Genomic DNA, 23266 nt, shown 5'->3' on the forward strand with positions numbered 1-23266 from the left:
TGTTTCTTCACAAGCGTGGTTAGATCACGTTGCGGCTACAGCCGTCGTACGTGTTGACAGTCCCTCCCGGAGGGAAGATGCCAGTAAGCAGCCGCCCGCCGAACCCGCCGGCGTTGTCCCACAGGGAGCGTCAGGTGCTGGCCCATATCGCGGCAGGCCTCTCCCACAAGCAGATCGCCCGGCGTCTGGGCATCAGCGTGCACACCGTGAGCACGTACCTGCGCCGCATCCGCAGCAAGCGCACCGCGCCCACGGTGGCCCATCTGATCCACCTCAACCACACGGAGAACTGCTGACGGCCCTGTGTGCGAGGGGTCGGGCTCCGGGTCAGCCCCCGCGCCGTACCCGCGCCGCCCTGCGGGCCTCCGCGAGCTTGCGGGCCTCGGCGGTCTTCCGCGAGGACGACTTGCCGCCGCCCCCCTTGCCGCCGGGGCTCTCCTTCGTGCTGCCGAGGCCGCGGAAGGGCGCGTTGTGGTTCTTGGCGCGGCCCGCGGCGGTGCCGCCGTCGAGCGGGGTGCCGGAGGGCGCCTTCGCGCCGGTGATGCGGGACAGCTCGGCCTCGCCCGAGCGGACCTTGGTCGTCCTCGGTTCGATGCCTGCCTCGGCGAGGACCTGGACGGTCTCGCGCCGCTGCCCGGAGAGCACCAGGGTGACGACGCGGCCGGACTCGCCGGCGCGCGCGGTGCGGCCCGCGCGGTGCAGGTAGTCCTTGGGGTCGGTCGGCGGGTCGACGTTGACGACGAGGTCGAGGTCGTCGACGTGCAGGCCGCGGGCCGCGACGTTGGTCGCCACGAGGACGGTGACCTGGCCGTCCTTGAACCGGGCGAGGGTCCGGGAGCGCTGCGGCTGGGACTTGCCGCTGTGCAGCGCCTCGGCGTGGACCCCGCTGTCCCGCAGGTGCTTGGTGAGGCGGTCGACGGCGTGCTTGGTGTCGAGGAAGAGCAGGACGCGGCCGTCGCGGGCGGCGATCTCGGTGACGACGGCGTACCGGTCGGGGCCGTGGACGACGAGGACGTGGTGGTCCATCGTCGTGACGGCGCCCGCGGACGGGTCGACGGAGTGGACGACGGGGTCCTTCAGGTAGTCGCTGACCAACTGGTCGACGTCGCGGTCCAGGGTGGCCGAGAACAGCATCCGCTGCCCCTCCGGGCGCACCTGGTCGAGGGCCTCGGTGACCTGCGGCAGGAAGCCCATGTCGCACATCTGGTCGGCCTCGTCGAGGACGGTGACGCGCACGTGCCCGAGCCGGCAGCCCCTGCGGTCGATGAGGTCGTGCAGGCGCCCGGGGGTGGCCACGACGACCTCGGCGCCGTCGCGCAGCGCGGCGGCCTGGCGGGCGATCGAGATGCCGCCGACGACGGTGGCCAACCGCAGCCGCAGCGCCTCCGCGTACGGCGTGAGCGCCTCGGTGACCTGCTGCGCCAGCTCACGGGTGGGCACGAGGACCAGCGCGAGGGGCTGCTTGGACTCGGCGCGCCGTCCGGCGAGGCGGGCGAGCAGGGGCAGGCCGAAGGCGAGTGTCTTGCCGGAGCCGGTACGGCCGCGGCCCAGGACGTCCCGGCCCGCGAGGGCGCTGGGCACCGTGGCGGCCTGGATCGGGAAGGGCTCGGTGACGCCGAGTTCGTCGAGCGTCCGCAGCAGCGCGGCCGGCAGGTCGAGGTCCGCGAAGGAGGAGACGGCGGGCGGACCGGCGTCGGTGCCGGGGCGGTCGTCCTGGGGGGTCGGGGTCATGGCGAGCCTTCCGCATCGGGGGGCGTACGCGTACCGAGGAAGGCCCGGCAGGCTGCGGCCCAGCGGGCGCGGGCCGGGGTGGTGCGCCGCTCCGGGCGGGCCGGGGCGGGTGGGGCAGACGAGTCGGGCTGTACGCCGGGTTCTGTACCGCGGGTCCTCGCGGACGTCGCGGTGACGGCCATCCATCTAGGGCCGGCATTGCTGCCGGCCTCGTGCGGTCTACCCGCGGACTCGGGCGGGCAGCCCTCGATCGTCCGCGCAGAGGCGCCTTTTCCTGAGAAGAGGCGTCTCCTTTTGACCTTGCTCCAGGTGGGGTTTACCTAGCCGCCTGAGTCACCTCAGGCGCTGGTGGTCTCTTACACCACCGTTTCACCCTTACCGAGGGCCTTGCGGTCCCCGGCGGTCTGTTCTCTGTGGCACTGTCCCGCGGGTCACCCCGGGTGGCCGTTAGCCACCACCTTGCCCTGTGGAGCCCGGACGTTCCTCGGGAAGGGCCCCCGAAGGGGTCTTCACGCGGCCGCCCGCCCGGCTCGTCTGCCGTGCCGACCATGGTACCCGCCGGTCCCCCCGGGTCGGCGCCGCGGCCGACGTCGCCTGCGTCTTCGCCGTCGCCAGGACCGATCCGGCGAGGATCAGGGCGAACGCCGCCACGACGTCGCCCGTCAGCGGTTCGGAGAGGAACGTGACGCCCGCCGCCACCGCGACGGCCGGGTTGACGTACGTGAACACGACCGCGCGGGTCGGCCCCGCCTCCCTGATCAGTTCGAGGAAGACGACGAAGGCCAGCGCCGTGCAGATGACGCCGAGCCCCGCGAGGGAGGCCAGGGTCGCGGCGTCGGGCACGGCGGTGGGCCGGGAAACCGCCGCGGCCGGGGCGTAGACGAGCGCGGCCAGGGCCAGGCACGGCGCGATCAGCTGCAGGGTGGGGACGTCGCGGAGGTGGCGGGCCACTATCAGGGGGGCGATGGCGTAGCCGAGGGCGGTGAGCATGACCTCCGTGAGGGACCAGGCGTCGCCGCCCGTCAGGTGCGGCACCGTGAGGACGCCGACGCCCGCGAGCCCGAGACCGAGACCGGTGAGGCGGCGCGCGCCGAGTCTTTCCGTGTCGCCGAAGAAGCGGGCGAGGAGTGCGCCGATGATGGGGACGGCGGCGATGAGGAGCCCCGCCGTGGAGCTGGAGATGCGGCGCTCCGCGTCGGTCAGTGTCCACCAGGGGCCGAGGATCTCCACGCAGGCGAAGACGAGCATGGGCCGCCAGTGCGTCCTGAGTACGCCGGTGAGCCCGCCCTGCCGTACGGCGAACGGCAGCAGCAGTGCCGCGCCGAGCGCACAGCGCGTGAAGACCACGAACGACGGCGTCAGATCGCTGTCGACCGCCACTTTGATCATGAGGTAGGGGATGCCCCACAGGACACCCATGAGGGAGAAGAGGAACCAGGCGCGTGCCGTCATGCGGGCAGTTTCGGCCGCGTCAGTGTCCGGTGTCTTGAACGCTGTTGCGACGGATGGTGTGGCTACGGACGCTGCTGCGGTACGCCGCCGGGGTCACCCCGAGCACCCGGCGGAACCAGCGGGTGAGGTGCGCCTGGTCGGCGAAGCCCACGAGCGGGGCCACTTCGGCGGGGCGCAGGCCCGCCTCCAGGTGCGCGCGGGCCAGGGTCACGCGGTGCTGGGCGAGCCAGGCGTAGGGCGGCATCCCCGTCGACGTACGGAAGGCGCGCAGCAGTTGGTAGCGGGAGAGACCGAGCGGGGCGGCGAGTTCGGCGAGGGTGGGCGGGGTCAGGAGCTCGTCGGCGAGCCGGCCGCGCACGGTGCGGGCGATGCGGTCGGCGCCGGGGACGCGGTCGTCGAGGGGGCGTGCGGTGCCGTACCTGCGGGCGAGCGCGGCGAGCAGCCACGGGATCCGGGACTCGGCCTCCAACGGGTCGGCGTGCGCGCTCAGTTCCGTGTGGGCGGCCCGCAGGGCGGCGGCGAGTTCGGGGTCGTCGACCACAGGGTCGCGGAAGTGCGGCGGGGCGGTGGTGCCCTCGGTCAGGAGGAGCGGCGCGGGATACATGGCGCGGTACGCGTAACCACCCGTCGCGCCGGGGCCGCCGGTGTGCACCTCGCCGGGGGCGAGGACGACGATGGAGCCGGGCCCCACGTCGAGGCGACCGCCCCGGTAGTCGATGACCTCGCAGCCTCAGACACAGACGCCGACGGTGAACTCCTCGTGGAAGTGCGGTGCGTAGCGGTGCCGGTCGAAGCGGGCGGTGAGGAGGTCGAGGGGCGGGTCGCACGGGCCGAGCGGGGCGCGGGCCCAGACGGCTTGTTCGCGGGGTCGTCCGCTCGTCCTCGTGGTCCCGTGGTCCATGCGCTGTCCATTCCCCCGGTGTCGTCTCACCGGTCCAACGCCCGCGCGCCCCTCTTCCATGCCGCCGCGAGGTCCACGCCCTCCGGAAACCGTCCGTGGATCTCCAGGATGACCATGCCGTGCGCGAACGCCCACGCGGCGCGGGCCAGGTCGGTGTCGCCGCCGCAGACCCGCATCAGGGGGGCGGCGGCCCGTTCCTCCAGGCCCTGCGGCAGGGCGTGGCGCGGCAGCGGGCGTTCGGTGGCCAGGCGGTAGAGGTGCGGGTGGCGCAGGGCATAGGCGCGGTAGGCCTCGGTGAGGGCGTCGAGGGAACCGGGGGCGGCGGCCTCGGCCGCCTCGCAGGCGGCGGCGGACTCGTCGAGCATCTGCGCGACGAGCTCCACCTCGACGGCGGACTTGTCGGGGAAGTGCTTGTAGAGGGACGGGGCCTTGATGCCGAGCCGGTCGGCGAGCGAGCGCATCGTGAGCTTCTCGGCACCGGACTCCTCCAGGAGGTCGCGGGCTGCCGCCACGATCTCCCTGGCGCGGGGGGTGAGGCGCTCGTTCTGGTCAGACACGCTGGAAGCCGTCCTTCGTCCGCAGTCCATAGCCGAAGGCGCGATCGTACGAGATGTGGGCGAGCCACCCGCACAGGGCGGCGAAGGCGGGCGCCCAGTCGACGGGCGTGAACGTGTGGAGGGCGATGAGCGCGACGGGGAGCAGCGCGCGGTGGGCGGCGTTGTAGTACGGGACGGCGCGGGGCGGCAGCTGGCCCTTCGCCATGTGGGGCGCGTCGCGCAGGGCCACGAGGAACGTCAGGTCGGGGGCGATGAAGAACGCTCCGGCGAGCAGGCCCGCGAGCCAGCCGTGGTTGACGCCTTCCAGCACGGCGAAGGCGGTCCAGAGGAGCGCGTTGGCGAACCAGGCGGTACGCCGGGTGACGGCGAGGGCGCGCCTGGCGGTGGTGTCGGTGCGGGCGGGGGTGTGGGTCAGGGCGCTCATGGGGGCCTCCTTCGAGGAATGGAAAATCTGCGGCTGTTCCGTGCGGCCATACGGCTAACGCTGTTAGCCAAAACGTACGGTTAACAGCGTTAGCCGTCAAGAGGTCGCTTGACCTTGCCGCAGCGTCAACGTTTCTACTGAGCTCATGCGGATCGGAGAACTCGCCGGCCTGGTCGGCGTCACCACGCGTGCCATCAGGCACTACCACCACCAGGGCCTGCTGCCCGAACCCGAGCGGCGCCCCAACGGCTACCGCGAGTACGGGCTGCGGCACGCCGTCGTCCTGGCCCGCGTCCGCCGCCTGACCGAGCTCGGCCTCGGCCTCGCCGAGGTGCGGGACGTACTGGCGGACGACGCGGGCCGCGAGCTCGTCGAGGTCCTCGGCGAACTGGACGCCGACCTCGCACGGCAGGAGGCGGCGATCCGCGCGCGCAGGGAGCGGCTGCGGTCGCTGCTCGACGAGGCGGGGCGCGGGCGCCTCTCGCCCGAGGGCCCCGTCTCCCCCGAACTGGCCGACTTCTTCGGCGAGATGGCGAGGTCCACGCAGGGGCGGCCGGGTCCGGAGTCCGTGATGGCGGCGAAGGACCGCGAGTTCCTCGTCCTGCTCGACACCACCGCGTCGCCGGAGGACCGGGACGCCTTCCTCGCCGCGCTCCGCCCGGCCCTCGGCACGCCGGACGCGGTGGAGCGGGCGCACGAGGTGTACGCGCGGCTCGACGCGCTGGCCGACGCCGACCCGGCGGACGCGCGTACGGACGCCGCGGTGGACGCGGCCGCGCGGACGCTCGCCGACATGCTGCCGGACTCGCTCCTCGCGGAGCTCGGGACGGAGGGCGCGTCGGCGGTGGCCGAGGGCCGCGGGGTGCGTGACGACGGCTTTCTGGAGGCCTTCTTCGCCGACTTCGCCCCCGCGCAGGCGGAGGCGGTGCGCCGCGCGATGCGGATGCTCGCGGAACGCGGCGCGGAGACGGAACGCGGCGCGGAGACGGAACGCGGCGCGGAGACGGAACGCGGCGCGGAGACGGAACGCGGCGCGGAGACGGAGGCCGGGCCATGATGGCCATGCCCTCCCGCACGAGGCCGCACCGCTGGACGGACCGGCTCAGGTCGGCAGTCCCGACCCCCCTCCGGCACCTCGCCGGGCACGAACTGCGCGTACTGGTCAGCCTCGTGCTGTGGGTGGCGCGGCGGCGGCACGGGGTGAACGAGGCGGCGGGAGAACGCGCCTTCGGGCACGCCCGCGGACAGGCGCCGGTCATGTACGGCCTGGCGTTCCTCTGTGTCGTCGAGGCGTTCGGGATGTCGGTCCTGCTGCGCGGCTGTCCGACCGCGCACGCCGTGATGCTGTTCATCGACGTCTACAGCGTGATCCTGATGATCGGCGTCCACGCCGCGTCCGTCACCCGCCCGCACGTGCTCACCCCGGACACGCTGCGGGTGCGCCAGGGCGCGCACCGGGACCTGCGCATACCGCTCGCCCTGGTCGGCGCCGTACGCTCCGAGCGGCTCTTCACGCACGAGCCCGCCGACGGCGTCCTCGCCCTGCCCGTCGCCTCCACGACGTCACTCACCCTGACCCTGACCGAACCCGTCACGGCCGTCGACCTCCTGGGCAAGGGGCGCGAGGTGACGACGGTCCGGCTGCAGGCGGACGAACCGGAGCGGCTGTACGAGGCACTGAGAGGGAATCCGGCCGCCCGCGCGCCTCACACGGGCGCGAACTGAACCTTCGCCGCGCCGGGGTCCGCCTGGGTGAGGCGGACCCTCAGCCGTTCCCCGAGGGGCAGCCTCGACGTGCCGCCCTCGATCCGGGCCACGATCGCCGGCTCGGTCAACTGCACGGTCCCGACGGCAGGTTCGCCGTCCTTCACGTCCACCACGACCGCGTCGAACATCTCACCGACCCGCCCCTGGAGCAGGGCGGCCTCGACGATGTCCACGCACTCCCGCTCCACCGTGTTGCCGCGCCGCGTGCCGTCCGCCATCTCCTTCGGCAGCTCGTCCAGGGCGGCGAGCGCCCACTCCGGGGGCGGGGCCTCCGCGCAGGCGGCGAGGCAGAGCTCGGCGGCGTAGCGGTCGACGAGGCGGCGCAAGGGGGCGGTGCAGTGGGCGTAGGGCGCGGCGACGGCGGCGTGCGTGGTCAGCTCGGGCAGACGGCCGTCGCGGAACGCCGTGTAGCCCGCGCCGCGCAGCAGGGTCGTGCACTCCTGGAGGAAGGCGGCGTGGTGCGAGACGCGGGGGTCGAGGGAGCGTACGAGCTGCGCGTACGACATGTGGTGCGGCCAGTCGATGTGCAGCGCCCGCGCGGTCCGGCGCAGGCGGCCCACGGCGCCGTCGGGGGCGGTGGGCAGCGTCCGCAGGACGCCGGCACCGGAGGCGAGCATGAGGTCGGCGGCGGCCATGCCGGTGAGCAGGGAGATCTGCGCGTTCCAGCCGTCGGCGGGGAGCGGGGCGCGGAAACCCAGCTCGTACGTCCCGTCGCGCTCGACGATCTCCTGCTCCGGTACGTCGAGGGAGATCCCGCCGCGCTCGACCTCCAACTGCTCGCGCAGCCCCCCGATGTCCCGCAGCAGCGCGACGGGCTCCTCCGCGGTGCCGCCGTCGATGGCGGCCTGCACCCCTTCGTAGTCGAGCTTGGCGCGGCTGCGGACGAGGGCGCGCTGCACGTCGGTGCGCTCGGCGCGGCCGTCCCCGTCCAGGTCGATCGTCCACAGCACGGCCGGGCAGGTCTGCCCCGGCAGCAGGCTGGCGGCGCCCTCGCTGAGCGCGGTGGGGTGCAGCGGAACCTTCTCGTCGGGGAAGTACAGGGTGGTGACGCGGCGGTGGGCCTCGGCGTCGAGGGGGCCGCCGGGCGTCACGTACGCGGCGACGTCCGCGATCGCGTACGACACGCGGAACCCGCCTCCGGCCCGCCGGGCCAGGTGCATCGCCTGGTCCAGGTCGACGGAGGAGGGCGGGTCGACGGTGAAGAGGGGCAGGTCCGTGGCGTCGTACTCCGGGAGCCTCGGGGACGCGGCGGCCCGGTCCGCCTCCGCGAGGACGTCGGCGGGGAACTCCTCGGGAACGTCGAGTCTCGTACGCAGATCACGCAGCGCGGCGCGCAGGGGGGCGTCCGCGGTGGCGGTCACGCGGTAGTGGCGGCGGGGCATGGGGTGAGCGTAACGGGGGCATGCCCGGCTTGGGCGGTTTTGCGGTGCGCCGTTCCGCCCCTGTGCGGGTGGGGGAGCCGACCCGTCCGCCCCGCGACGTCCAGCGGACCAGGGACCGGGGCTGCTCGAAGCGGCCCCCGGCCCCCGTACCCTTTCGCAGGGGCCGCACCCCTCCCCCGTACCCCCTGAAGGAGTTCCACCGTGCTCGTCCTGCTGCCGCCGTCCGAAGGCAAGGCCTCCTCCGGCCGTGGTGCGCCGCTCAAGGCGGAAGAACTGTCGCTGCCGGGTCTCACCCCGGCGCGGCGGGCCGTTCTCGACGAGCTCGTCGAGTTGTGTGCCGCGGACGAGGAGAAGGCGCGCACCGTGCTCGGCCTCAGCGAAGGGCTGCGCGGCGAGGTCGCGAAGAACGCCGCGCTGCGCACCGCCGGCGCCCGCCCCGCGGGGGAGGTCTACACCGGCGTGCTCTACGACGCCCTCGACCTCGCCTCCCTCGACACCGCCGCCAAGCGCCGCGCCACCCGCTCACTCCTCGTCTTCTCCGGGCTGTGGGGCGCTGTCGGCGTCAACGACAGGATCCCCTCGTACCGCTGCTCGATGGGCGTCAAGCTGCCCGGCCTCGGGGCCCTCGGCGCGTACTGGCGTACGCCGATGGCCTCCGTCATGCCCGAGGCCGCCGGTGACGGCCTCGTCCTGGACCTGAGGTCGTCCGCGTACGCCGCCGCGTGGAAGCCGAAGGGGGACGTCGCCGCACGGACGGCGACCGTGCGTGTGCTGCACGCACAGGTCGACGACGAGACCGGCACCGAGAAGCGGTCCGTCGTGTCGCACTTCAACAAGGCGACGAAGGGCAGGATCGTCCGGTCCCTGCTGACCACGGGGGCCAACCCCAAGGACCCGGCCGAGCTGGTCGAGGCGCTGCGCGACCTCGGGCACGTGGTGGAGGCGGAGGCACCCGCGAAGGCGGGCAAGCCGTGGGCGCTGGATGTCGTGGTGCGCGAGATCCACTGAGCCCGGGACCCGCCGCTCACCACCGAAGCCCGTTGCAGCATGCGCAACGGGCTTTGCGCATGCTGCATGCTCGGGTGCAGGATGCCCCCATGACCTCCGACTCCGCCCCCGCCTCCGTCCTCGACCTCGCCCCCGTCGTCCCCGTGGTCGTCGTCTCGGATCTCGACGACGCCGTCCCGATGGCGCGTGCCCTCGTCGCGGGCGGGCTGCCCGCGATCGAGGTGACCCTGCGGACGCCCGTCGCGCTCGACGCGATCTCCGCCATCGCCGCGGAGGTGCCGGACGCGGTGGTCGGCGCGGGCACCGTCATCTCCGCGCGGAACGTCTCCGAATCCGTGGAGGCGGGTGCCCGGTTCCTCGTCAGCCCGGGCTGGACGGACACGCTGCTCGACGCGATGCGGGGCTCCGGCGTGCCGTTCCTGCCGGGTGTCTCGACGACCTCGGAGGTCGTGGCGCTGCTCGAACGCGGCGTACGGGAGATGAAGTTCTTCCCGGCGGAGGCGGCCGGCGGCACCGCCTACCTGAAGTCGCTGGGCGCCCCGCTGCCGCAGGCCCGGTTCTGCCCGACGGGCGGCATCACGCCGGACTCCGCGCCGTCGTACCTCGCGCTGAAGAACGTCGGCTGTGTGGGCGGCAGTTGGATGCTGCCCGCCGACGCGGTCGCCGCGAAGGACTGGGCCCGCGTGGAGTCCCTGGCCCGGGAGGCGGCGGGCCTGCTCTAGCGCAAATGCGACGTGTCGTTGAGCAGGCGCAGCGACGCGTTGCCGTCGGCGTAGTACGCCACGGCCGACACCGATGCCGCCGAGAGTTCCATGCGGAACAGGGACTCCGGCGGGGCACCGAGGGCGAGCCGCACCAGCGTCTTGATGGGCGTGACGTGCGTGACGAGCAGCACGGTGCGGCCCGCGTAGGCGCGGGTCAGGCGGTCGCGTGCGGCCGATACGCGCCGGGTGACCTCGGCGAACGACTCGCCGCCCGGCGGCGCCGCGTCCGGCGAGGCGAGCCAGGCGTTCAGCTCCTCCGGGTGACGCTCGCGCACCTCGCCGAACGTCAGCCCTTCCCACGCCCCGAAGTCCGTCTCGCGCAGGCCGCCTTCGAGGTGTACGTCGAGTCCGAGGCGGGCCGCGACGGTGTGCGCGGTCTCCTGGCAGCGCTTGAGCGGCGAGGAGACGACCGCCTGGACCGTGCCGCGCGCGGCCAGCGCGGCGGCGACGCGTTCCGCCTGCTCGCGCCCCACGTCCGAGAGGGCGGGATCGGACCCGCCGCTCCCGGAGAACCGCTTCTCGGGCGTCAGCGCGGTCTCCCCGTGCCGCAGCAGCACGAAGGTCGCGGGCGCACCGAGGTCGGCCGGTGCGGCCCAGCCGACCTGCGGGGCGTTGCGCGCCGCGCGCCGGTCCGCGTCCTCGGCCGTTCCGCCGTGCGCAGAGGGAGTCGGTGAAGCCTCACCGAGGGCGACTCCGCCGCCCCGTCCCGCCATCGCCGCCCGCGCGCGGGCCGCGCCCGCCGCCGCGTCGCCCGGCGGGCCCGTCGGCGCCTCGGCCGCCGCGCGGGCCGCGCGTGTGTCGAGGTCCGCCGTGGACGCCGACGGCGACCACTGCTCCCCCCGCTTGCCCGCGTCCATCGCCTCGTTCGCGAGCCGGTCCGCGTGCTTGTTCCGGTCGCGGGGGATCCACTCGTACGTCACCTGCGACGAGGGGAAGACGCGCGCCGCCTCCGCGGCCAGCGGCTTCATGTCCGGGTGCTTGATCTTCCAGCGGCCCGACATCTGCTCGACGACGAGCTTGGAGTCCATGCGCACGCGCACCGTCGCGGCCGGGTCCAGATCGTGGGCCGCCTTGAGACCGGCCACCAAACCCTTGTACTCGGCGACGTTGTTCGTCGCGACGCCGATGTACTCGGCGGCCTCCATCAGGGTCTCCCCCGTGGCCGCGTCGATGACGACCGAGCCGTAGCCCGCGGGCCCCGGGTTGCCCCGGGAGCCGCCGTCGGCCTCGACGATGAACTCGCGCATGGAGAAAGGGTCCTTACGTCGTTGCGGGCCGGACCCCTACAGGCCGGACTCGGACGTACGGACCAGGATGCGGCGGCAGTTCTCGCACCGCAGCACCGTGTCGGGCGAGGCCGCCTTCACCTCGTTGACCTCGGTGATGTTGAGCTCCAGGCGGCAGCCCTCGCAGCGCCGCTGGTAGAGCTTGGCGGCACCGACGCCGCCCTCCTTCTCGCGGAGCTTGTCGTACAGCTTGAGCAGGTCGGCCGGGACCGAACCCGCCACGACCTCGCGCTCCTTGCCGACCGTCGCGGTCTCGCCGTCGAGCTCCTCGAACGCGGCGTCGCGGCGCGCCGTCGCGTCGTCGATCTTCGACTGGACCGACGCGACCCGGCCGGTGAGCTCGGTGACGCGCTCCTGCGCGGACTCACGGCGCTCCATGACCTCCAGGACGACGTCCTCCAGGTCGCCCTGGCGCTTGGCCAGCGAGGCGATCTCCCTCTGGAGGTTCTCCAGGTCCTTCGGCGAGGTGACGGCACCGGAGTCCAGGCGCTGCTGGTCGCGGACCGCGCGCTGGCGGACCTGGTCGACGTCCTGCTCCGCCTTGGTCTGCTCGCGGGCGCAGTCGCTCTCCTCGGTCGTCGCGGCGACGAGCAGGTCGCGCAGCTGCGTGAGGTCCTTGTTCAGCGACTCGATCTCGGCGTGCTCGGGCAGCGACTTCTTCTTGTGCGCGAGCTGCTGCAGGCGTACGTCCAGGGCCTGGAGGTCGAGCAGTCGGATCTGGTCGGCGGGCGCGGCGTTCAGTTGGGGGCTCCAGTTGAGTCGTGAGGTGCGGCCGCGTGGGCGGTCCAGGGGTCGGTGACCGTCTTCGAGACGTGGACGCGCAGTCCCCATCCGTGACGGTCGGAGATCTCGTCGAGCTGCGCGGCGGCCAGTTCGCACCACGGCCACTCGGTGGCCCAGTGCGCGGCGTCGAGCAGCGCGAGGGGGGTCTGCGCGCGGGCCTCGGAGACCGGGTGGTGGCGCAGGTCCGCGGTGAGGAAGGCGTCCACGCCCGCGGCGCGCACGTCGTCGAAGAGGCTGTCGCCTGAGCCGCCGCTGACCGCGACGGTCCGGATCGGCGCGTCGGGGTCGCCCGCGACGCGGATGCCCTGCGCGGTCGCGGGCAGCCGCTTCGCGGCGCGGTCGGCCAGCTCGGCGAGGGTCACGGGGTGATCGAGCTCGCAGACCCGGCCGAGGCCGCGGCGGCCCTGCCGGTCGGCGGGGTCCGGCACGAGCGGCCGTACGACACGGAGGTCGAGCGCGCCCGCGAGGGCGTCGGAGACGCCGGGGTCGGCGCGGTCGGCGTTGGTGTGCGCGACGTGCAGCGCGACGTCGTGCTTGATCAGGTCGTGGACGACCCGGCCCTTGAAGGTGGACGCCGCGACCGTCGTCGTACCCCGCAGGTAGAGGGGGTGGTGGGTGACCAGGAGCTGGGCTCCGAGCGCGACGGCCTCTTCGGCGATCTCCTGGACGGGGTCGACGGCGAAGAGGACGCGGGAGACCTCCGCGTCGGGGTCTCCGCAGACCGTGCCGACCGCGTCCCAGCTCTCGGCCAGATCGGCGGGCCACAGGGCGTCGAGCGCGGCGATGACTTCAGACAGACGGGGCACGGAGAAAGGCTACCTTCCCGCTGCGCCCGGCATGTCGCGCGTTACTCACCGCTACGCGGCGGCTACGGACCGGGCCCGCCACGGGTTCGCGCTCGGCACGCCGACCGGCGCGGACGTGTCTGCCCGATGCGCGGGTCGTGCGGCTGCGGCTCCCCCGCTGGCGCGGACGCGTCTGCCCGGCGCGCGGGTCGTGCGGCTGCGGGTCCTCCCGGGCTGATCGCGCAGTTCCCCGCGCCCCCTTACGGGGCGCTCGGTTCCCTCGGCCACAGCACAATCGTCCCTGCCTTCTCAGGCGAATCAGGAGATCGCCACCCTTCTGTGTGAAGCGGACGCCCGTCGGTGCCACGTCAGTGCGGGCGAAAACTAGCTTCTTGGCCGGAGGTGACACTCACGATGACAGCGCCACCAGCACCGACGGCGCCCCCGGCGCCGCCGAAGCAGCCGCCGCCACCGGTGCAGGCCCGCATCCGGGTCCGCGCGACCGCCCGCACCGCGGGCTGCACCGTCTCGGCGGACGGGTCGTACGCCGCGCGCCTCGCCCGCGCCGCCGGATCGCCCGACGCCTGGTACCCCGAACGCTGGACCCTCGGCTCCGCCGAGCCGTACGCCGTGCCGCTCCCCGGCAACCAGCCCGAGGAACCGTCCACGGAAGTGCTCCCGATGGCCGACGGCCGCGTCCTCGTCCACCGCGTGGCGGGCGAGCGGCACGTCTTCACCCTGCTGTACCCGACGGGCCCCGGCACGGGAGAGGTGCCGCTGGGGGCCGTGGAGTGCGGGGAGTTGAGTCTGCTGCCGCCCGCGCCCGGCGGCACCCGCGCCTACGCCGTCGCACCCGGCTCCCGTTCCTCGGACATCTGGCTCGTGGCGGGCGGCGCCTTCGGTCCCGAGCACCTCGCCGCCGTGCCGGGCCGCTGCTCCGGCGGGGTCTGGCTGGGCGGCACCGACCGCATGCTGGCCCTCGACCGCGAACTGGACGGCCGCACCAAGACGGTCGCGGTGGATCTGGAGCGCGGCGGTGAGGTCTCCCCACTGCTGCAGATCGCCGAGGACAGCGACGACCGGCTGCTGCTCGCCGACGCCGACAGCGGCCTCCTGCTCATCCGCTCCGACGCCCCGGGCGACAGCCGCCTGGGCTGGGGCGTCCTCGGCGGTACGCGTCCGGTGCGGTTCCCGGAGAGCCTGCGCCTGCCCGACCTCACCGTGACGCCGTTCGCGATCCAGCCGGGGCAGGTCCTGACTCCGGAGGCGTGCGGGGTCGCGCTGCGGATCGACGGTCCGGGCCCCGCGGACCCCGCGGGCTCGCGCAGCTGGCTCGGGGTATGGCGGCCCGCCGCCCGGCAGGTCCAGCAACTGGCGGCGCCCGCTGGGTGGTTGACCGGCTCGGGGTGGTGGACGCGCGACGGCGAGCTCTGCCTGCCGTACGCGACGGGGGCCGCGCCGTGCGGGGTGGCGCGGGTGAGGGGCCCCGCCGTACCCGCGGTCGCGCCCACCGTCGCCTCTCCGCTCGGCCCCCCTGCCGATCCCCCGGCCGCCGCTGCATCGGTCGATTCCCCGGCCGCCGAAGCGCCGCGGGGCGACGTCCCGCCCGCCTCCCCGCCGCCTTCACCGGATCCCCCGAAACCCTCCGCGACACGCCCGGTCCCGCTGCAACAGGCACCCCTCGGCGGGCGGACGGCGGGCGGTTAGACTCGCCCGGCTGTACGAACGATCTTCTTTACGGGGTGAATGGCTTGACTACGACCGAGACCGTCACGGAGACACAGCAGAACACCGCACCGGCGATGTCGGCGACCGCGTCCACCGGCGCGCACGTCGGCGCGGGCCGGCACCGGGGACCGGTGTCCGAGCACGACGAGCAGGCGGCGCCGCGGGGGCGGCACCGCAGGCAGGACCACCAGTCCTGACCGGCCCGACCGGGCTCGCCCGCCGCTCTGCAGAAACGTCTCGCCCCCGCGCCGCCACGAGCAGCGCGGGGGCGAGACGCGTTCATCCCCGCCTGAGGGCCCCTGACGGGGTCAGCCCCTCTTGAGGCCCAGCACCTCCGCCGCCGCGAACGTCTCGTTCGGCGGGCGGTCCGCGTAGTACGGGGAGAGCGCCTCGTCCAGCTCGTCGAAGGTGAACGCCTCCTTCGCCGAGTCGAACTTCGCCGCCACCCTCGGCCGCTCGACGACCGCGACCATGCCGCCGTGCACCACGAGCAGCTGCCCGTTGACCCGCCCCGCCGCGGGCGAGGCCAGATACCCGACGAGCGGCGAGACGTGCTCGGGCGCCAACGGGTCGAGCCTGCCTTCCGACGGCTCCGCGAAGCCCGCGAAGACGTCCTCCGTCATCCGCGTACGTGCCCGGGGACAGATCGCGTTCGCCGTCACCCCGTACTTGGCGAGCGCCAGCGCCGTCGACGTCGTCAGGCCGACGATGCCGCCCTTCGCCGCCGCGTAGTTCGGCTGACCCGCCGACCCGGCGAGGAAGGCCTCGGAGGAGGTGTTGACGATCCGGCCGTACACCGGACCGCCCGCCGCCTTGGAACGCTCCCGCCAGTGGGCCGCCGCGAAGTGAGTGGTGTTGAAGTGGCCCTTGAGGTGGACGTGGATGACCGAGTCCCACTCGGACTCGGTCATCGAGAAGATCATCCGGTCCCGCAGGATGCCCGCGTTGTTGACGAGGATGTCGAGTTTTCCGTACGTGTCGATCGCCAGCCCCACCAGCTCGCGGGCCTGTTCGTGGTCCGCCACGTCGCCGGTGTGGGCGACGGCCCGGCCGCCCGCCGCCGCGATCTCGGCGGCGACTTCCTCCGCGGGCGCCGCCGACGCCTCGCCCAAGCCGTCGCGGCCCGGCTGCCCGAAGTCGTTCACGACGACGGCCGCGCCCAGCCGGGCCAGTTCCAGTGCCTCGGCGCGGCCGAGCCCGCGGCCCGCGCCGGTGACGATCGCGGACAGGCCCTCAAGTGGCAGTGACATCAAAGTCCTCTCAGATCAGATCTCGATGCAGGTACGCAGGGAGACACCGGTCCGCATCTGGTCCAGGGCCTCGTTGACCTCGGTGAGCCGCACCCGGTGCGTGATCAGGCCCTCCAGGTCGATGCGGCCGGCCCGCCAGAGGGCGATGGCCCGCTCGTACGACGTGAGGACGTCGCCCCCGCCGTACATGGACGGCAGGATGCGCTTCTCGTCGAAGAACAGCTCGAACATGTTGAACTGCAGCTGGTCGTCCATGGCGCCGGCGCCGACGACGCACATCGTGCCGCCGCGGCGCGTCGTCTCGTACGCCGTGCGGGCCGTGGCCGACTTGCCGACGACCTCGAAGACGTAGTCGAAGCCCTCGCCCGCGGTGACCCGCTGCTTGGCGTCGGCCAGTTCATCGGGCGAGACCGCTTCCGTCGCCCCGAACGTGAGCGCCGACTCCCTGCGCGACGCGACCGGGTCGACGGCGACGATCTGCGCCGCGCCCTTGAGGCGGGCCCCCTGGATGGCCGATATGCCGACGCCGCCGCAGCCGATGACGGCGACCGATGAACCGGCCGCCACGTCCGCCGTGTTGATGGCGGCGCCGAGCCCCGTCGTCACGCCGCAGCCGATGAGCGCGGCGATGTCGAAGGGCACGTCGTCGGGGATCGGGACGGCGCAACCCGCGTCGACGACGACCTCCTCGGCGAAGGTGCCGGTGCCCGCGAAGCCGAAGACGTCGCCGCCGGGGCGCCTGAAGTTGGGGGTGCCCGCGTTCATGAACCCGGCGAGACAGAGCTGGGTCTGCCCGCGCTTGCAGGCGGGGCAGACGCCGCACGCGGGGAGCCAGCAGAGGAGGACCCGGTCGCCCTCGGAGTGCCCGGTCACGCCGTCGCCGACGTCGATGATCTCGCCCGCGCCCTCGTGTCCCGGGACGAAGGGGGCGGGCTGCGGGAGCACGCCGTTCATCGCCGAGAGGTCGGAGTGGCACAGCCCGGTGGCCCGGACACGGATCTTGACCTTGCCGGGGCCGAACCCCGCCGTCTCGATGTCGTCGAGGACCTCTAGCTTCTCCTGGCCTGTCTCGTGCAGTACGGCTGCGCGCATGGTGCGGCTCCTCTCGTGCGGAGTGCGGAGTGCGGAGATCGGAGTGCGGAGATCGGGCGGGCCGGGCCGATCCGGGCTGGTCCGGTCCGGGCTGGTCCGGGCTGGTCCGGTCCGGGGGCCCGGATGGCTCAGGCGTGTTCGACGAGCGTGTCGGCGAGGACGGGCGCGTCGCCCCGCTCGGCCGCGGTGACCGTGGCCTGCACGCGACCGTCGCCACGCCACATGCGGATCCGCAGCGTCTCGCCGGGGAAGACGACACCGGTGAACCGGGTGCTGTAGCCGCGGACCCGTGACACGTCGCCGTCGAGCTGGGTGTCGACGACGGCCTTCAGCGTCATTCCGTAGGTGCACAGGCCGTGCAGGATCGGCCTGTCGAATCCGGCGAGCGCGGCGAACTCGGGGTCGGCGTGCAGCGGGTTCCAGTCGCCGGACAGGCGGTAGAGGAGGGCCTGGTCCTCGCGGACGGGGCGTTCGACCTCCAGGTCCGGGTCGCCCTCGGGTGCGGGGAGGCGGGTGGAGGGGCCGCGGTCTCCGCCGAACCCGCCCTCTCCGCGCACGAAGATCTGGGCGTCGCTCGTCCACAACGGCCCGTCGCCGTCGGCGACTTCGGAGCGCAGGACGAGGATCGCGGCCTTCCCCTTGTCGTAGACCGCGGCGACCCTGGACGTCGTCACCGCCTTGCCCGCGACCGGGATCGGACGGTGCAGGGTGATGCTCTGGCCGCCGTGCAGGACGGCGGCCAGGTCCACCTCGATGCCGGGCGCGGAGAGCCCGCCGACGACACCCATGCCCGCGCCCGCGACGGTGGCGAAGCTGGGCAGGACGTGCAGCCGCGACTCCAGGGTGTAGCGCAGTTCGGCCGGGTCCGTGGCGGGCCGTCCGGCACCGAGGCCCAGGTGGTAGAGCTGGATGTCCTTGTGGTCCCAGGTGATCTCGGCGGACCGGGGCTCGGCGGCCACGGCCTTCTCGGCGTCGATGGGCATCGGGTGGCAGCTCCTTGGGCCGACGGGAGAAGACCTCGGCGCGGCCGTCCGCACCGTCGGCCGCACCGAGGTCGCAACAGGGCCGGGTGGCCGGTCCGCGCGCGGACCATGAACCGGTCCGTGCACCGGTCCGCGACGCCGACCGGTTCTAGAACGCGTTCCAGTCCGGCGATCCCATGTATAGCCGAGGCCCCAGGACTTGTGAACCCTCCTGACGCAACGTCAGATCGCCTGTCCGCATCAGCACCGGTGACATTTGTACCGGCCAGGTCCGTACGGCCGGCCCTGCCGCTCGCCTGCGTCCGGTTCGTACGCTGTGGTCGCGTACGGCGCTCCGCACGGACCGCGTGAGACGAAGGACCCGGAAGGCGGGGAATCTGGACATGGCCCGGAAGAACAGGGTCAGCTGCCGACTGCGGGAGTGGCCCGAGCGGCACGTAGGGCGCGACGGGGGCGGAGGGCTCCAAGGGGGCGAAGGCGGCGAGGGACGGGGAGGAGACGAGGGGCGGGGAGTTGAGGGGTGGGGAGGTGAGGGGCGGGAAATCGGCAGGCGGACCGAGCACCTCGGCCCGCCGCCCAACGGCTTCGTGCTCCTGCCCTGGCTCCTCATGGGCCTGGGCGCCATCTCGCACCTCCTCCAGGGCGAGACGCCCAACCCGTGGATCGGTGGCCTCGGTGTCCTCCTCTTCAATTCCCTCTACGTCTTCATCGCCTTCCGCGCCTTCGACAGGTGCACGCGCGAGGCTCGCGCCACGAGGATCGCGCTCGTCCTCCTGGGCCTGCTGACCGTCGCCCTCGCCGCCGGTTACGGCGGCAACTGGCTGCTCTTCTTCCCCCTGCTCGGCCTGGCCACGGGAGCCATCGTGCGCGGGCGTGGCCTCGGCCCCGTCAGCCTCGCCCTCAGCACGCTCGCGGGCGTCATCGGAGGGCTCCGGGAGGGCTGGACCGGGCTGAACGTCGCGTACGGCACGTTCCTCTCCACCATGGTGACCGCCGCGATCCTCTCCCTCTCCGAGGCGGTACGCGAACTCCGGGACACCCGCGAGGAGCTGGCCCGCACGGCCGTCGAGAAGGAACGCCTCCGCTTCTCCCGCGACCTGCACGACCTGCTCGGCCACACCCTCTCCGTGATCGTGGTGAAGGCGGAGGCCACGCGCCGTCTCGCCCCGCGCGACCTGGACGCGGCGCTCGGCCAGGTCGCCGACATCGAGTCCGTCGGCAGGCAGGCGCTGACGGAGATCCGCGAGGCCGTCACCGGTTACCGCGAGGGCAGCCTCGCCACGGAGCTGGACCGCGCCCGCGACCTCCTCGAAGCCGCCGGCATCGGCACGGTCGTCCGCCAGTCGGGCCCGCCTCTGGCCCCGCAGACCGCGGCGCTCCTCGGCTGGGTGGTCCGCGAGTCCGCCACCAACGTCGTACGCCACTCCGGCGCCGCCCACTGCGAGATCGAGGTCACGGGCACGCCCGACGAAACGCGCCTGGTCATCACGGACGACGGCCGCGGCGAGGGCTCGGGCCCACCCGGCAGCGGCCTGAAGGGCCTGTCCGAACGCCTCACCACAGCAGGCGGCTCCCTCACCTCGGGCCCGACGTCCCACGCGGGCTTCCGCGTGACGGCGACCCTCCCGACGGCCGAGAACACCGCACCCCCGGCCGCTGCCGACACCCCCGACGGCGCAGCCGCCGAACTCAGGGGTTGACCCACCACACCAGAAGCGAGGGGGCTGTACCGAGCCGTAGCCTGACCCCATGAACGAGATGCCCCGGGACCACCGCCCGGCGAAGTCCGTGAGAGTGCTCCTCGCCGAGGACCAGGGCATGATGCGGGGCGCTCTCGCGCTGCTGCTCGGGCTCGAGGAGGACATCGAGGTCGTCGCTCAGGTCGGCAGGGGCGACGAGATCGTGGACGCGGCGCTCACCGCCCGCCCGGACGTCGCGCTGCTCGACATCGAGCTGCCGGGGCGCAGCGGTCTGGACGCCGCTGCCGAGTTGCGTGAGGAGTGCCCGGACTGCCGGGTGCTGATCCTCACGACCTTCGGCAGGCCCGGGTATCTGCGGCGTGCCATGGAGGCGGGTGCGGTCGGGTTTCTCGTCAAGGACGGGCCCGTGGAGGAGCTCGCCGAGGCGGTTCGGCGGGCGCTGCGGGGTGAGACGGTGATCGATCCGGCGCTCGCCGCGGCCGCGCTCAGCGCCGGGCCCAATCCGCTGACCGGCCGTGAGGCGGACGTCCTGAAGGCCTCCGTGGACGGGGCGACGGTCGCCGACATCGCGGGCACGTTGCACTTGTCGGAGTCGACCGTACGGAACTATCTGTCGGCGGCGATCGGCAAGACGGGGACGCGGAACCGGATGGAAGCGGTGCGGGAGGCCCGGCAGCAGGGGTGGTTGTGAGGCCGGCGTGCACGGCCACGGCGTGGCAGGCCGTCAGTCCTCCTGCACCGTCGTCACCACCTTGTCCTCGCCGTACAGCCTGATGGACACGAGCTCGCCCGACGGGCCCGGCTCGCCCTCCTGCCGGGTGAACCACAGGTACGCGGAACCCGCCGCCCTGTGGAGTTCCGGCTCGGACGTGCCGTCCTCGTACTCGTACTCGACACGTTTCGTCCTGGGGCCCACGTGCCCGACAGTGACGGTCCTGCCCTTCACCTCGAACTCCACCGAGGCGAAGCCCAACCCGTCGTCCCCGCCCGGTTCCTCGTCCTGGAGTCCGAAGGACGTCACCTTCTCCTTGCCGTCGGCCGTGACGACGATCGCGTACCAGGGCCGGTCGAAGTCCGGGACGGGGTCGGTCTTCCGCTCGTCCCATACGCCTGCCGCCATCATCGCCACCTTCTGGCCGTGCGCCTCCCTCTCGCCACGCGGCGCGCCCCACACCTGCAGCTCCACACGGGCCGACCGGTTGCCCGAGCCGTCGCGCACCTCCGTCAGCGGTGTGTACCGCGGGGTGTAGACGTGTCGGTCCTGGGCGGTGCCGCGCTCCGACGCCGTCTGCGTCCGGTCCCTGCCGTCCACCACGGCCAGCGCCAGCGAACCGGTCGAGGCGACGATCGTGGCGGCCGCCAGGGCACCGAGGGCCCAGCGGCGCGCCTTCCTGCGCCGGCCGCCCCGCAACACCGCCTGGTACGGGGCCGCGCCGATCTCGACCTCGTCCGCCACGTCCGCCAGGCGGTGGGCGATGTCACCGTGCGCTTCCACGTCCGCGCCGAGGCGCGCCGGGTCCTGGTCCCTGGTCATTACTTCTCCCCTCGGCTTCCGACCTTGTCGGTCAGTGCGGGTATGGCGCGCAGCTTGGCGATCCCCTTGGCGGCATTGCTCTTCACCGCACCGATCGAGCAGCCCATGGCCTGGGCGGTCTGGGTCTCGCTCAGGTCCTCCCAGTACCGGAGGACGACCGCTTCGCGCTGGCGGGCGGGCAGCTGGGCGAGGGCGTGCAGCAGCGCCGCGCGGTCGTCCGCCTGCGCCATACGGTCGCCGTGCTCGGGTCTGTCGAACACCGGGCCCGAGTCCTGCAGTGTCAGGAACTCCTTGAGCTTGCGGCGGTGCTTGCGCGCATGGATGTTGATCATGATCCGGCGTACGTACGCGTCCGGATCACCCGCCGTGCTCACCCTTCGCCACGACACGTACGTCCGCTCCAGGGACGACTGCACCAGGTCCTCCGCGGCGTGCTGCTGCCCCGTGAGGAGGAACGCCGTCCGCATCAGTTGCGGCCAGCGGCTGGTGATGAATCCCTGGAAGTCGGTCTGCTCTCGCTCCCCCATGAATGCCTCCTTGCACAGTGGAGTCCATGAGGGGCCCGAACCGTTGCCTCACCCCCGCGAGCCATTTCGGCCCGCGGCGCTCACGCCTCCGTCGAGGCCCGGCGCCCCGGCATCCACACCAGCAGCACCGCCACCCCCGCCAGCAGGATGCACGCGCTGGTCCTGAACGCCATCGCGTAGCCGTCGGTGAGTGCCTGCGGCGACGTCGAGCCGTTCATCTGGGCGGCGGCCACCGTGGAGAGCACCGCGAGGCCCAGCGCGCCGCCCATCGTGCGCGACGTGTTGACCAGGCCGGAGACGAGTCCCGCGTCGCCGGGCCGGGCGCCCGACGTGGCGAGCGAGGCCAGCGGGGTCGTCGCGAGGCCCGCGCCGAACATCATCACGAGGCCGGGCAGCAGGATCGCGGTGACGTACGCGCCGTCGACCGTCATCGTCGACTGCCATCCGAAGCCCACGGACGCCACGACGATGCCCATCACGGACACGTTCTTCGGCCCGAGCGCCGGCATCAGGCGCGGCGCGAGCATCGAGCCGAGGACGACGGTCAGGGAGGACGGCATGAGGGCGAGGCCCGCCTTGAGCGGGGAGTACCCGAGGACGTTCTGGGTGTAGAGCGTCATGAACATCCACATGGCGAACATGCCGCCGCCGCACACGAACATCGCCGCGTTCGCGGCCGACACCGTCCGCACCCCGAACAGCTTCAGCGGCATCAGCGGCGCCTTCGTGCGCGCCTCCACCACGAGGAACGCCGCGAGCAGGGCGAGGCCCGCCGCGAGGGGCACGAGGGTCGCGGCCGCCGTCCAGCCCTTCTCCTCGGTCTGCACGATGCCGTACGCGAGGGTGGCGAGTCCGGCCGTCACCAGTACCGCTCCCGGCACGTCCAGGCGCCGGGTCCTGTCGGCCTTGCTCTCGGTCAGCCAGGCCATGCCCGCGACGATCACGAGGGCGCCGATCGGTACGTTGATCAGGAGCACCCAGCGCCACGAGAGCAGATCGGTCAGGACGCCGCCGACCAGGCCGCCCGCCGCGCCGCCGCCCGCGCCGACGGCAGACCAGACGCCGATGGCCCGTGCCCGCGCCGGGCCCTCGGGCACCGCCGAGGTGAGGATCGTCAGGGTCGAGGGGGCGAGGACCGCCGCGCCGAGACCCTGCACGGCGCGCGCCGCGAGGAGCTGCCACTCGGCCTGCGCGAGGCCGCCGCCCAGGGAGGCGGCGGTGAACAGGCCCAGCCCGACGAGGAACATCCGCTTCCGCCCGAAGAGGTCCCCGGCGCGTCCGCCGAGCAGCATGAACCCGGCGAAGGCTATGGAGTACGCGTTGACGACCCACTGCAACCCCACCGCGCTCATGCCGAGGTCGGACCGCATCGACGGCAGCGCCGTGTTCACCACGGACACGTCCAGGACGACGAGGAACTGGCCCGCGCACGCGGTGAGCAGGACGGCCCAGACGGGGACGGACCGATTCCGTGCGGGCCCGGAGGGGTGCGGGGCGCCTGTGGACGAGGGACGTGACGACGGCGAAGGGGATGAGTAAGTGGTGGAGGGCGTCTGGACCATGACAGCCATCCTCTCAAGCGAAACTCGAGCGACGCATCGGAAATTCGCTC

Annotated in this window: 22 protein-coding genes, 1 other RNA gene and 2 pseudogenes; 9 read left to right on the forward strand and 16 right to left on the reverse strand. The window is 73.3% G+C overall.

The features are described 5' to 3' along the window. The first annotated feature begins 77 nt into the window (after positions 1-77). Complete coding sequence (locus DEJ47_RS10620) at positions 78-296, forward strand: response regulator transcription factor (RefSeq protein ID WP_150167190.1); 219 nt, start codon at positions 78-80, stop codon at positions 294-296. A gap of 31 nt (positions 297-327) precedes the next feature. Here DEJ47_RS10620 and DEJ47_RS10625 read toward each other — a convergent pair whose 3' ends face one another. From DEJ47_RS10625 to DEJ47_RS10650, 6 genes and pseudogenes are all read right to left on the reverse strand, one after another. Continuing rightward, positions 328-1731 (reverse strand): DEAD/DEAH box helicase, encoded by a 1404-nt coding sequence (locus DEJ47_RS10625; protein ID WP_150167192.1) that lies wholly within the window; start codon positions 1729-1731, stop codon positions 328-330. Positions 1732-1846: 115 nt separating this feature from the next. Continuing rightward, an RNA gene (gene rnpB / locus DEJ47_RS10630) (RNase P RNA component class A) lies at positions 1847-2264 on the reverse strand. A 136-nt stretch (positions 2265-2400) separates the two neighbouring features. Further along, positions 2401-3183, reverse strand: a pseudogene (locus DEJ47_RS37605) (DMT family transporter); the annotation flags it as partial. A gap of 19 nt (positions 3184-3202) precedes the next feature. After that, positions 3203-4084 (reverse strand): annotated as a pseudogene (locus DEJ47_RS10640) (AraC family transcriptional regulator). Between the two features lie 26 nt (positions 4085-4110). After that, positions 4111-4641: a TetR/AcrR family transcriptional regulator gene (locus DEJ47_RS10645; protein WP_223828300.1), complete on the reverse strand. Its 531-nt coding sequence runs from the start codon at positions 4639-4641 to the stop codon at positions 4111-4113. Beyond that, positions 4634-5065: a DUF4260 family protein gene (locus tag DEJ47_RS10650; protein WP_150167196.1), complete on the reverse strand. Its 432-nt coding sequence runs from the start codon at positions 5063-5065 to the stop codon at positions 4634-4636. Before DEJ47_RS10650 ends, DEJ47_RS10645 begins: the two co-directional genes overlap by 8 nt. Positions 5066-5210: 145 nt before the next feature. Here DEJ47_RS10650 and DEJ47_RS10655 point away from each other — a divergent pair, with 145 nt between their 5' ends. Further along, positions 5211-6122, forward strand: coding sequence for a MerR family transcriptional regulator (locus tag DEJ47_RS10655; RefSeq protein ID WP_150167198.1), 912 nt, complete (start codon positions 5211-5213; stop codon positions 6120-6122). After that, positions 6119-6790 carry a hypothetical protein gene (locus DEJ47_RS10660; protein WP_190415359.1) on the forward strand — a complete coding sequence of 224 codons (672 nt, stop codon included), beginning with the start codon at positions 6119-6121 and terminating at the stop codon, positions 6788-6790. Before DEJ47_RS10655 ends, DEJ47_RS10660 begins: the two co-directional genes overlap by 4 nt. On the opposite strand, the gene DEJ47_RS10665 is transcribed toward DEJ47_RS10660, so the two are convergent. Next, the gene (locus DEJ47_RS10665; RefSeq protein ID WP_150167199.1) at positions 6772-8214 is read right to left on the reverse strand and encodes an RNB domain-containing ribonuclease; all 1443 of its coding nucleotides are present in this window, start codon (positions 8212-8214) and stop codon (positions 6772-6774) included. The two genes, DEJ47_RS10660 and DEJ47_RS10665, sit on opposite strands and share 19 nt — an antisense overlap. A 201-nt stretch (positions 8215-8415) precedes the next feature. Between DEJ47_RS10665 and yaaA the strand changes: the two genes are divergently transcribed. Together yaaA and eda are read left to right on the forward strand one after the other, a co-directional pair. Further along, entirely contained in the window at positions 8416-9222 is an 807-nt protein-coding gene (yaaA, locus tag DEJ47_RS10670; RefSeq protein ID WP_150167201.1) for a peroxide stress protein YaaA, read from the forward strand. Between the two features lie 89 nt (positions 9223-9311). After that, complete coding sequence (gene eda, locus DEJ47_RS10675; RefSeq protein ID WP_190415361.1) at positions 9312-9944, forward strand: bifunctional 4-hydroxy-2-oxoglutarate aldolase/2-dehydro-3-deoxy-phosphogluconate aldolase; 633 nt, start codon at positions 9312-9314, stop codon at positions 9942-9944. Here the strand turns inward: eda and DEJ47_RS10680 are convergent. Genes DEJ47_RS10680 through DEJ47_RS10690 form a run of 3 tightly spaced genes read right to left on the reverse strand, consistent with a single transcriptional unit; the run spans position 9941 to position 12861 of the window. Next, on the reverse strand, positions 9941-11233 hold the full coding sequence (locus DEJ47_RS10680) for a bifunctional RNase H/acid phosphatase (protein ID WP_150167205.1): 1293 nt from the start codon (positions 11231-11233) through the stop codon (positions 9941-9943). The two genes, eda and DEJ47_RS10680, sit on opposite strands and share 4 nt — an antisense overlap. Positions 11234-11269: 36 nt before the next feature. Next, complete coding sequence (locus DEJ47_RS10685; RefSeq protein ID WP_190415748.1) at positions 11270-12013, reverse strand: zinc ribbon domain-containing protein; 744 nt, start codon at positions 12011-12013, stop codon at positions 11270-11272. After that, positions 12010-12861 (reverse strand): Nif3-like dinuclear metal center hexameric protein, encoded by an 852-nt coding sequence (locus DEJ47_RS10690; RefSeq protein WP_150167209.1) that lies wholly within the window; start codon positions 12859-12861, stop codon positions 12010-12012. Before DEJ47_RS10690 ends, DEJ47_RS10685 begins: the two co-directional genes overlap by 4 nt. A 393-nt stretch (positions 12862-13254) precedes the next feature. Between DEJ47_RS10690 and DEJ47_RS10695 the strand changes: the two genes are divergently transcribed. Both DEJ47_RS10695 and DEJ47_RS36385 read left to right on the forward strand, forming a co-directional pair. After that, entirely contained in the window at positions 13255-14547 is a 1293-nt protein-coding gene (locus DEJ47_RS10695; protein ID WP_223828301.1) for a hypothetical protein, read from the forward strand. 44 nt (positions 14548-14591) lie between these two features. After that, positions 14592-14765, forward strand: coding sequence for a hypothetical protein (locus DEJ47_RS36385; RefSeq protein ID WP_164440882.1), 174 nt, complete (start codon positions 14592-14594; stop codon positions 14763-14765). A gap of 111 nt (positions 14766-14876) precedes the next feature. Here DEJ47_RS36385 and DEJ47_RS10700 read toward each other — a convergent pair whose 3' ends face one another. From DEJ47_RS10700 to DEJ47_RS10710, 3 genes are all read right to left on the reverse strand, one after another. Beyond that, on the reverse strand, positions 14877-15818 hold the full coding sequence (locus DEJ47_RS10700) for a 3-oxoacyl-ACP reductase (RefSeq protein ID WP_150167212.1): 942 nt from the start codon (positions 15816-15818) through the stop codon (positions 14877-14879). Between the two features lie 15 nt (positions 15819-15833). After that, entirely contained in the window at positions 15834-16910 is a 1077-nt protein-coding gene (locus DEJ47_RS10705; protein ID WP_150167214.1) for a Zn-dependent alcohol dehydrogenase, read from the reverse strand. 128 nt (positions 16911-17038) lie between these two features. Continuing rightward, positions 17039-17893 carry a MaoC/PaaZ C-terminal domain-containing protein gene (locus DEJ47_RS10710; RefSeq protein ID WP_150167216.1) on the reverse strand — a complete coding sequence of 285 codons (855 nt, stop codon included), beginning with the start codon at positions 17891-17893 and terminating at the stop codon, positions 17039-17041. Positions 17894-18276: 383 nt separating this feature from the next. Between DEJ47_RS10710 and DEJ47_RS10715 the strand changes: the two genes are divergently transcribed. Next, complete coding sequence (locus tag DEJ47_RS10715; protein WP_150167218.1) at positions 18277-19593, forward strand: sensor histidine kinase; 1317 nt, start codon at positions 18277-18279, stop codon at positions 19591-19593. Positions 19594-19642: 49 nt separating this feature from the next. After that, positions 19643-20284, forward strand: a complete 642-nt coding sequence (locus tag DEJ47_RS10720; RefSeq protein WP_190415363.1) for a response regulator transcription factor — start codon at positions 19643-19645, stop codon at positions 20282-20284. 33 nt (positions 20285-20317) lie between these two features. Here the strand turns inward: DEJ47_RS10720 and DEJ47_RS10725 are convergent, their stop codons facing one another. The 3 genes from DEJ47_RS10725 to DEJ47_RS10735 form a co-directional block, all read right to left on the reverse strand. After that, positions 20318-21127 (reverse strand): hypothetical protein, encoded by an 810-nt coding sequence (locus tag DEJ47_RS10725; RefSeq protein ID WP_150167220.1) that lies wholly within the window; start codon positions 21125-21127, stop codon positions 20318-20320. Next, positions 21127-21654 carry a SigE family RNA polymerase sigma factor gene (locus DEJ47_RS10730; RefSeq protein ID WP_150167223.1) on the reverse strand — a complete coding sequence of 176 codons (528 nt, stop codon included), beginning with the start codon at positions 21652-21654 and terminating at the stop codon, positions 21127-21129. The genes DEJ47_RS10725 and DEJ47_RS10730 overlap by 1 nt, the downstream gene beginning before the upstream one ends. Positions 21655-21734: 80 nt before the next feature. Further along, on the reverse strand, positions 21735-23216 hold the full coding sequence (locus tag DEJ47_RS10735) for an MFS transporter (RefSeq protein WP_150167224.1): 1482 nt from the start codon (positions 23214-23216) through the stop codon (positions 21735-21737). Positions 23217-23266: the final 50 nt, after the last annotated feature.

It is taken from the genome of Streptomyces venezuelae, from assembly GCF_008642355.1.
Lineage (GTDB): Bacteria > Actinomycetota > Actinomycetes > Streptomycetales > Streptomycetaceae > Streptomyces > Streptomyces venezuelae_B.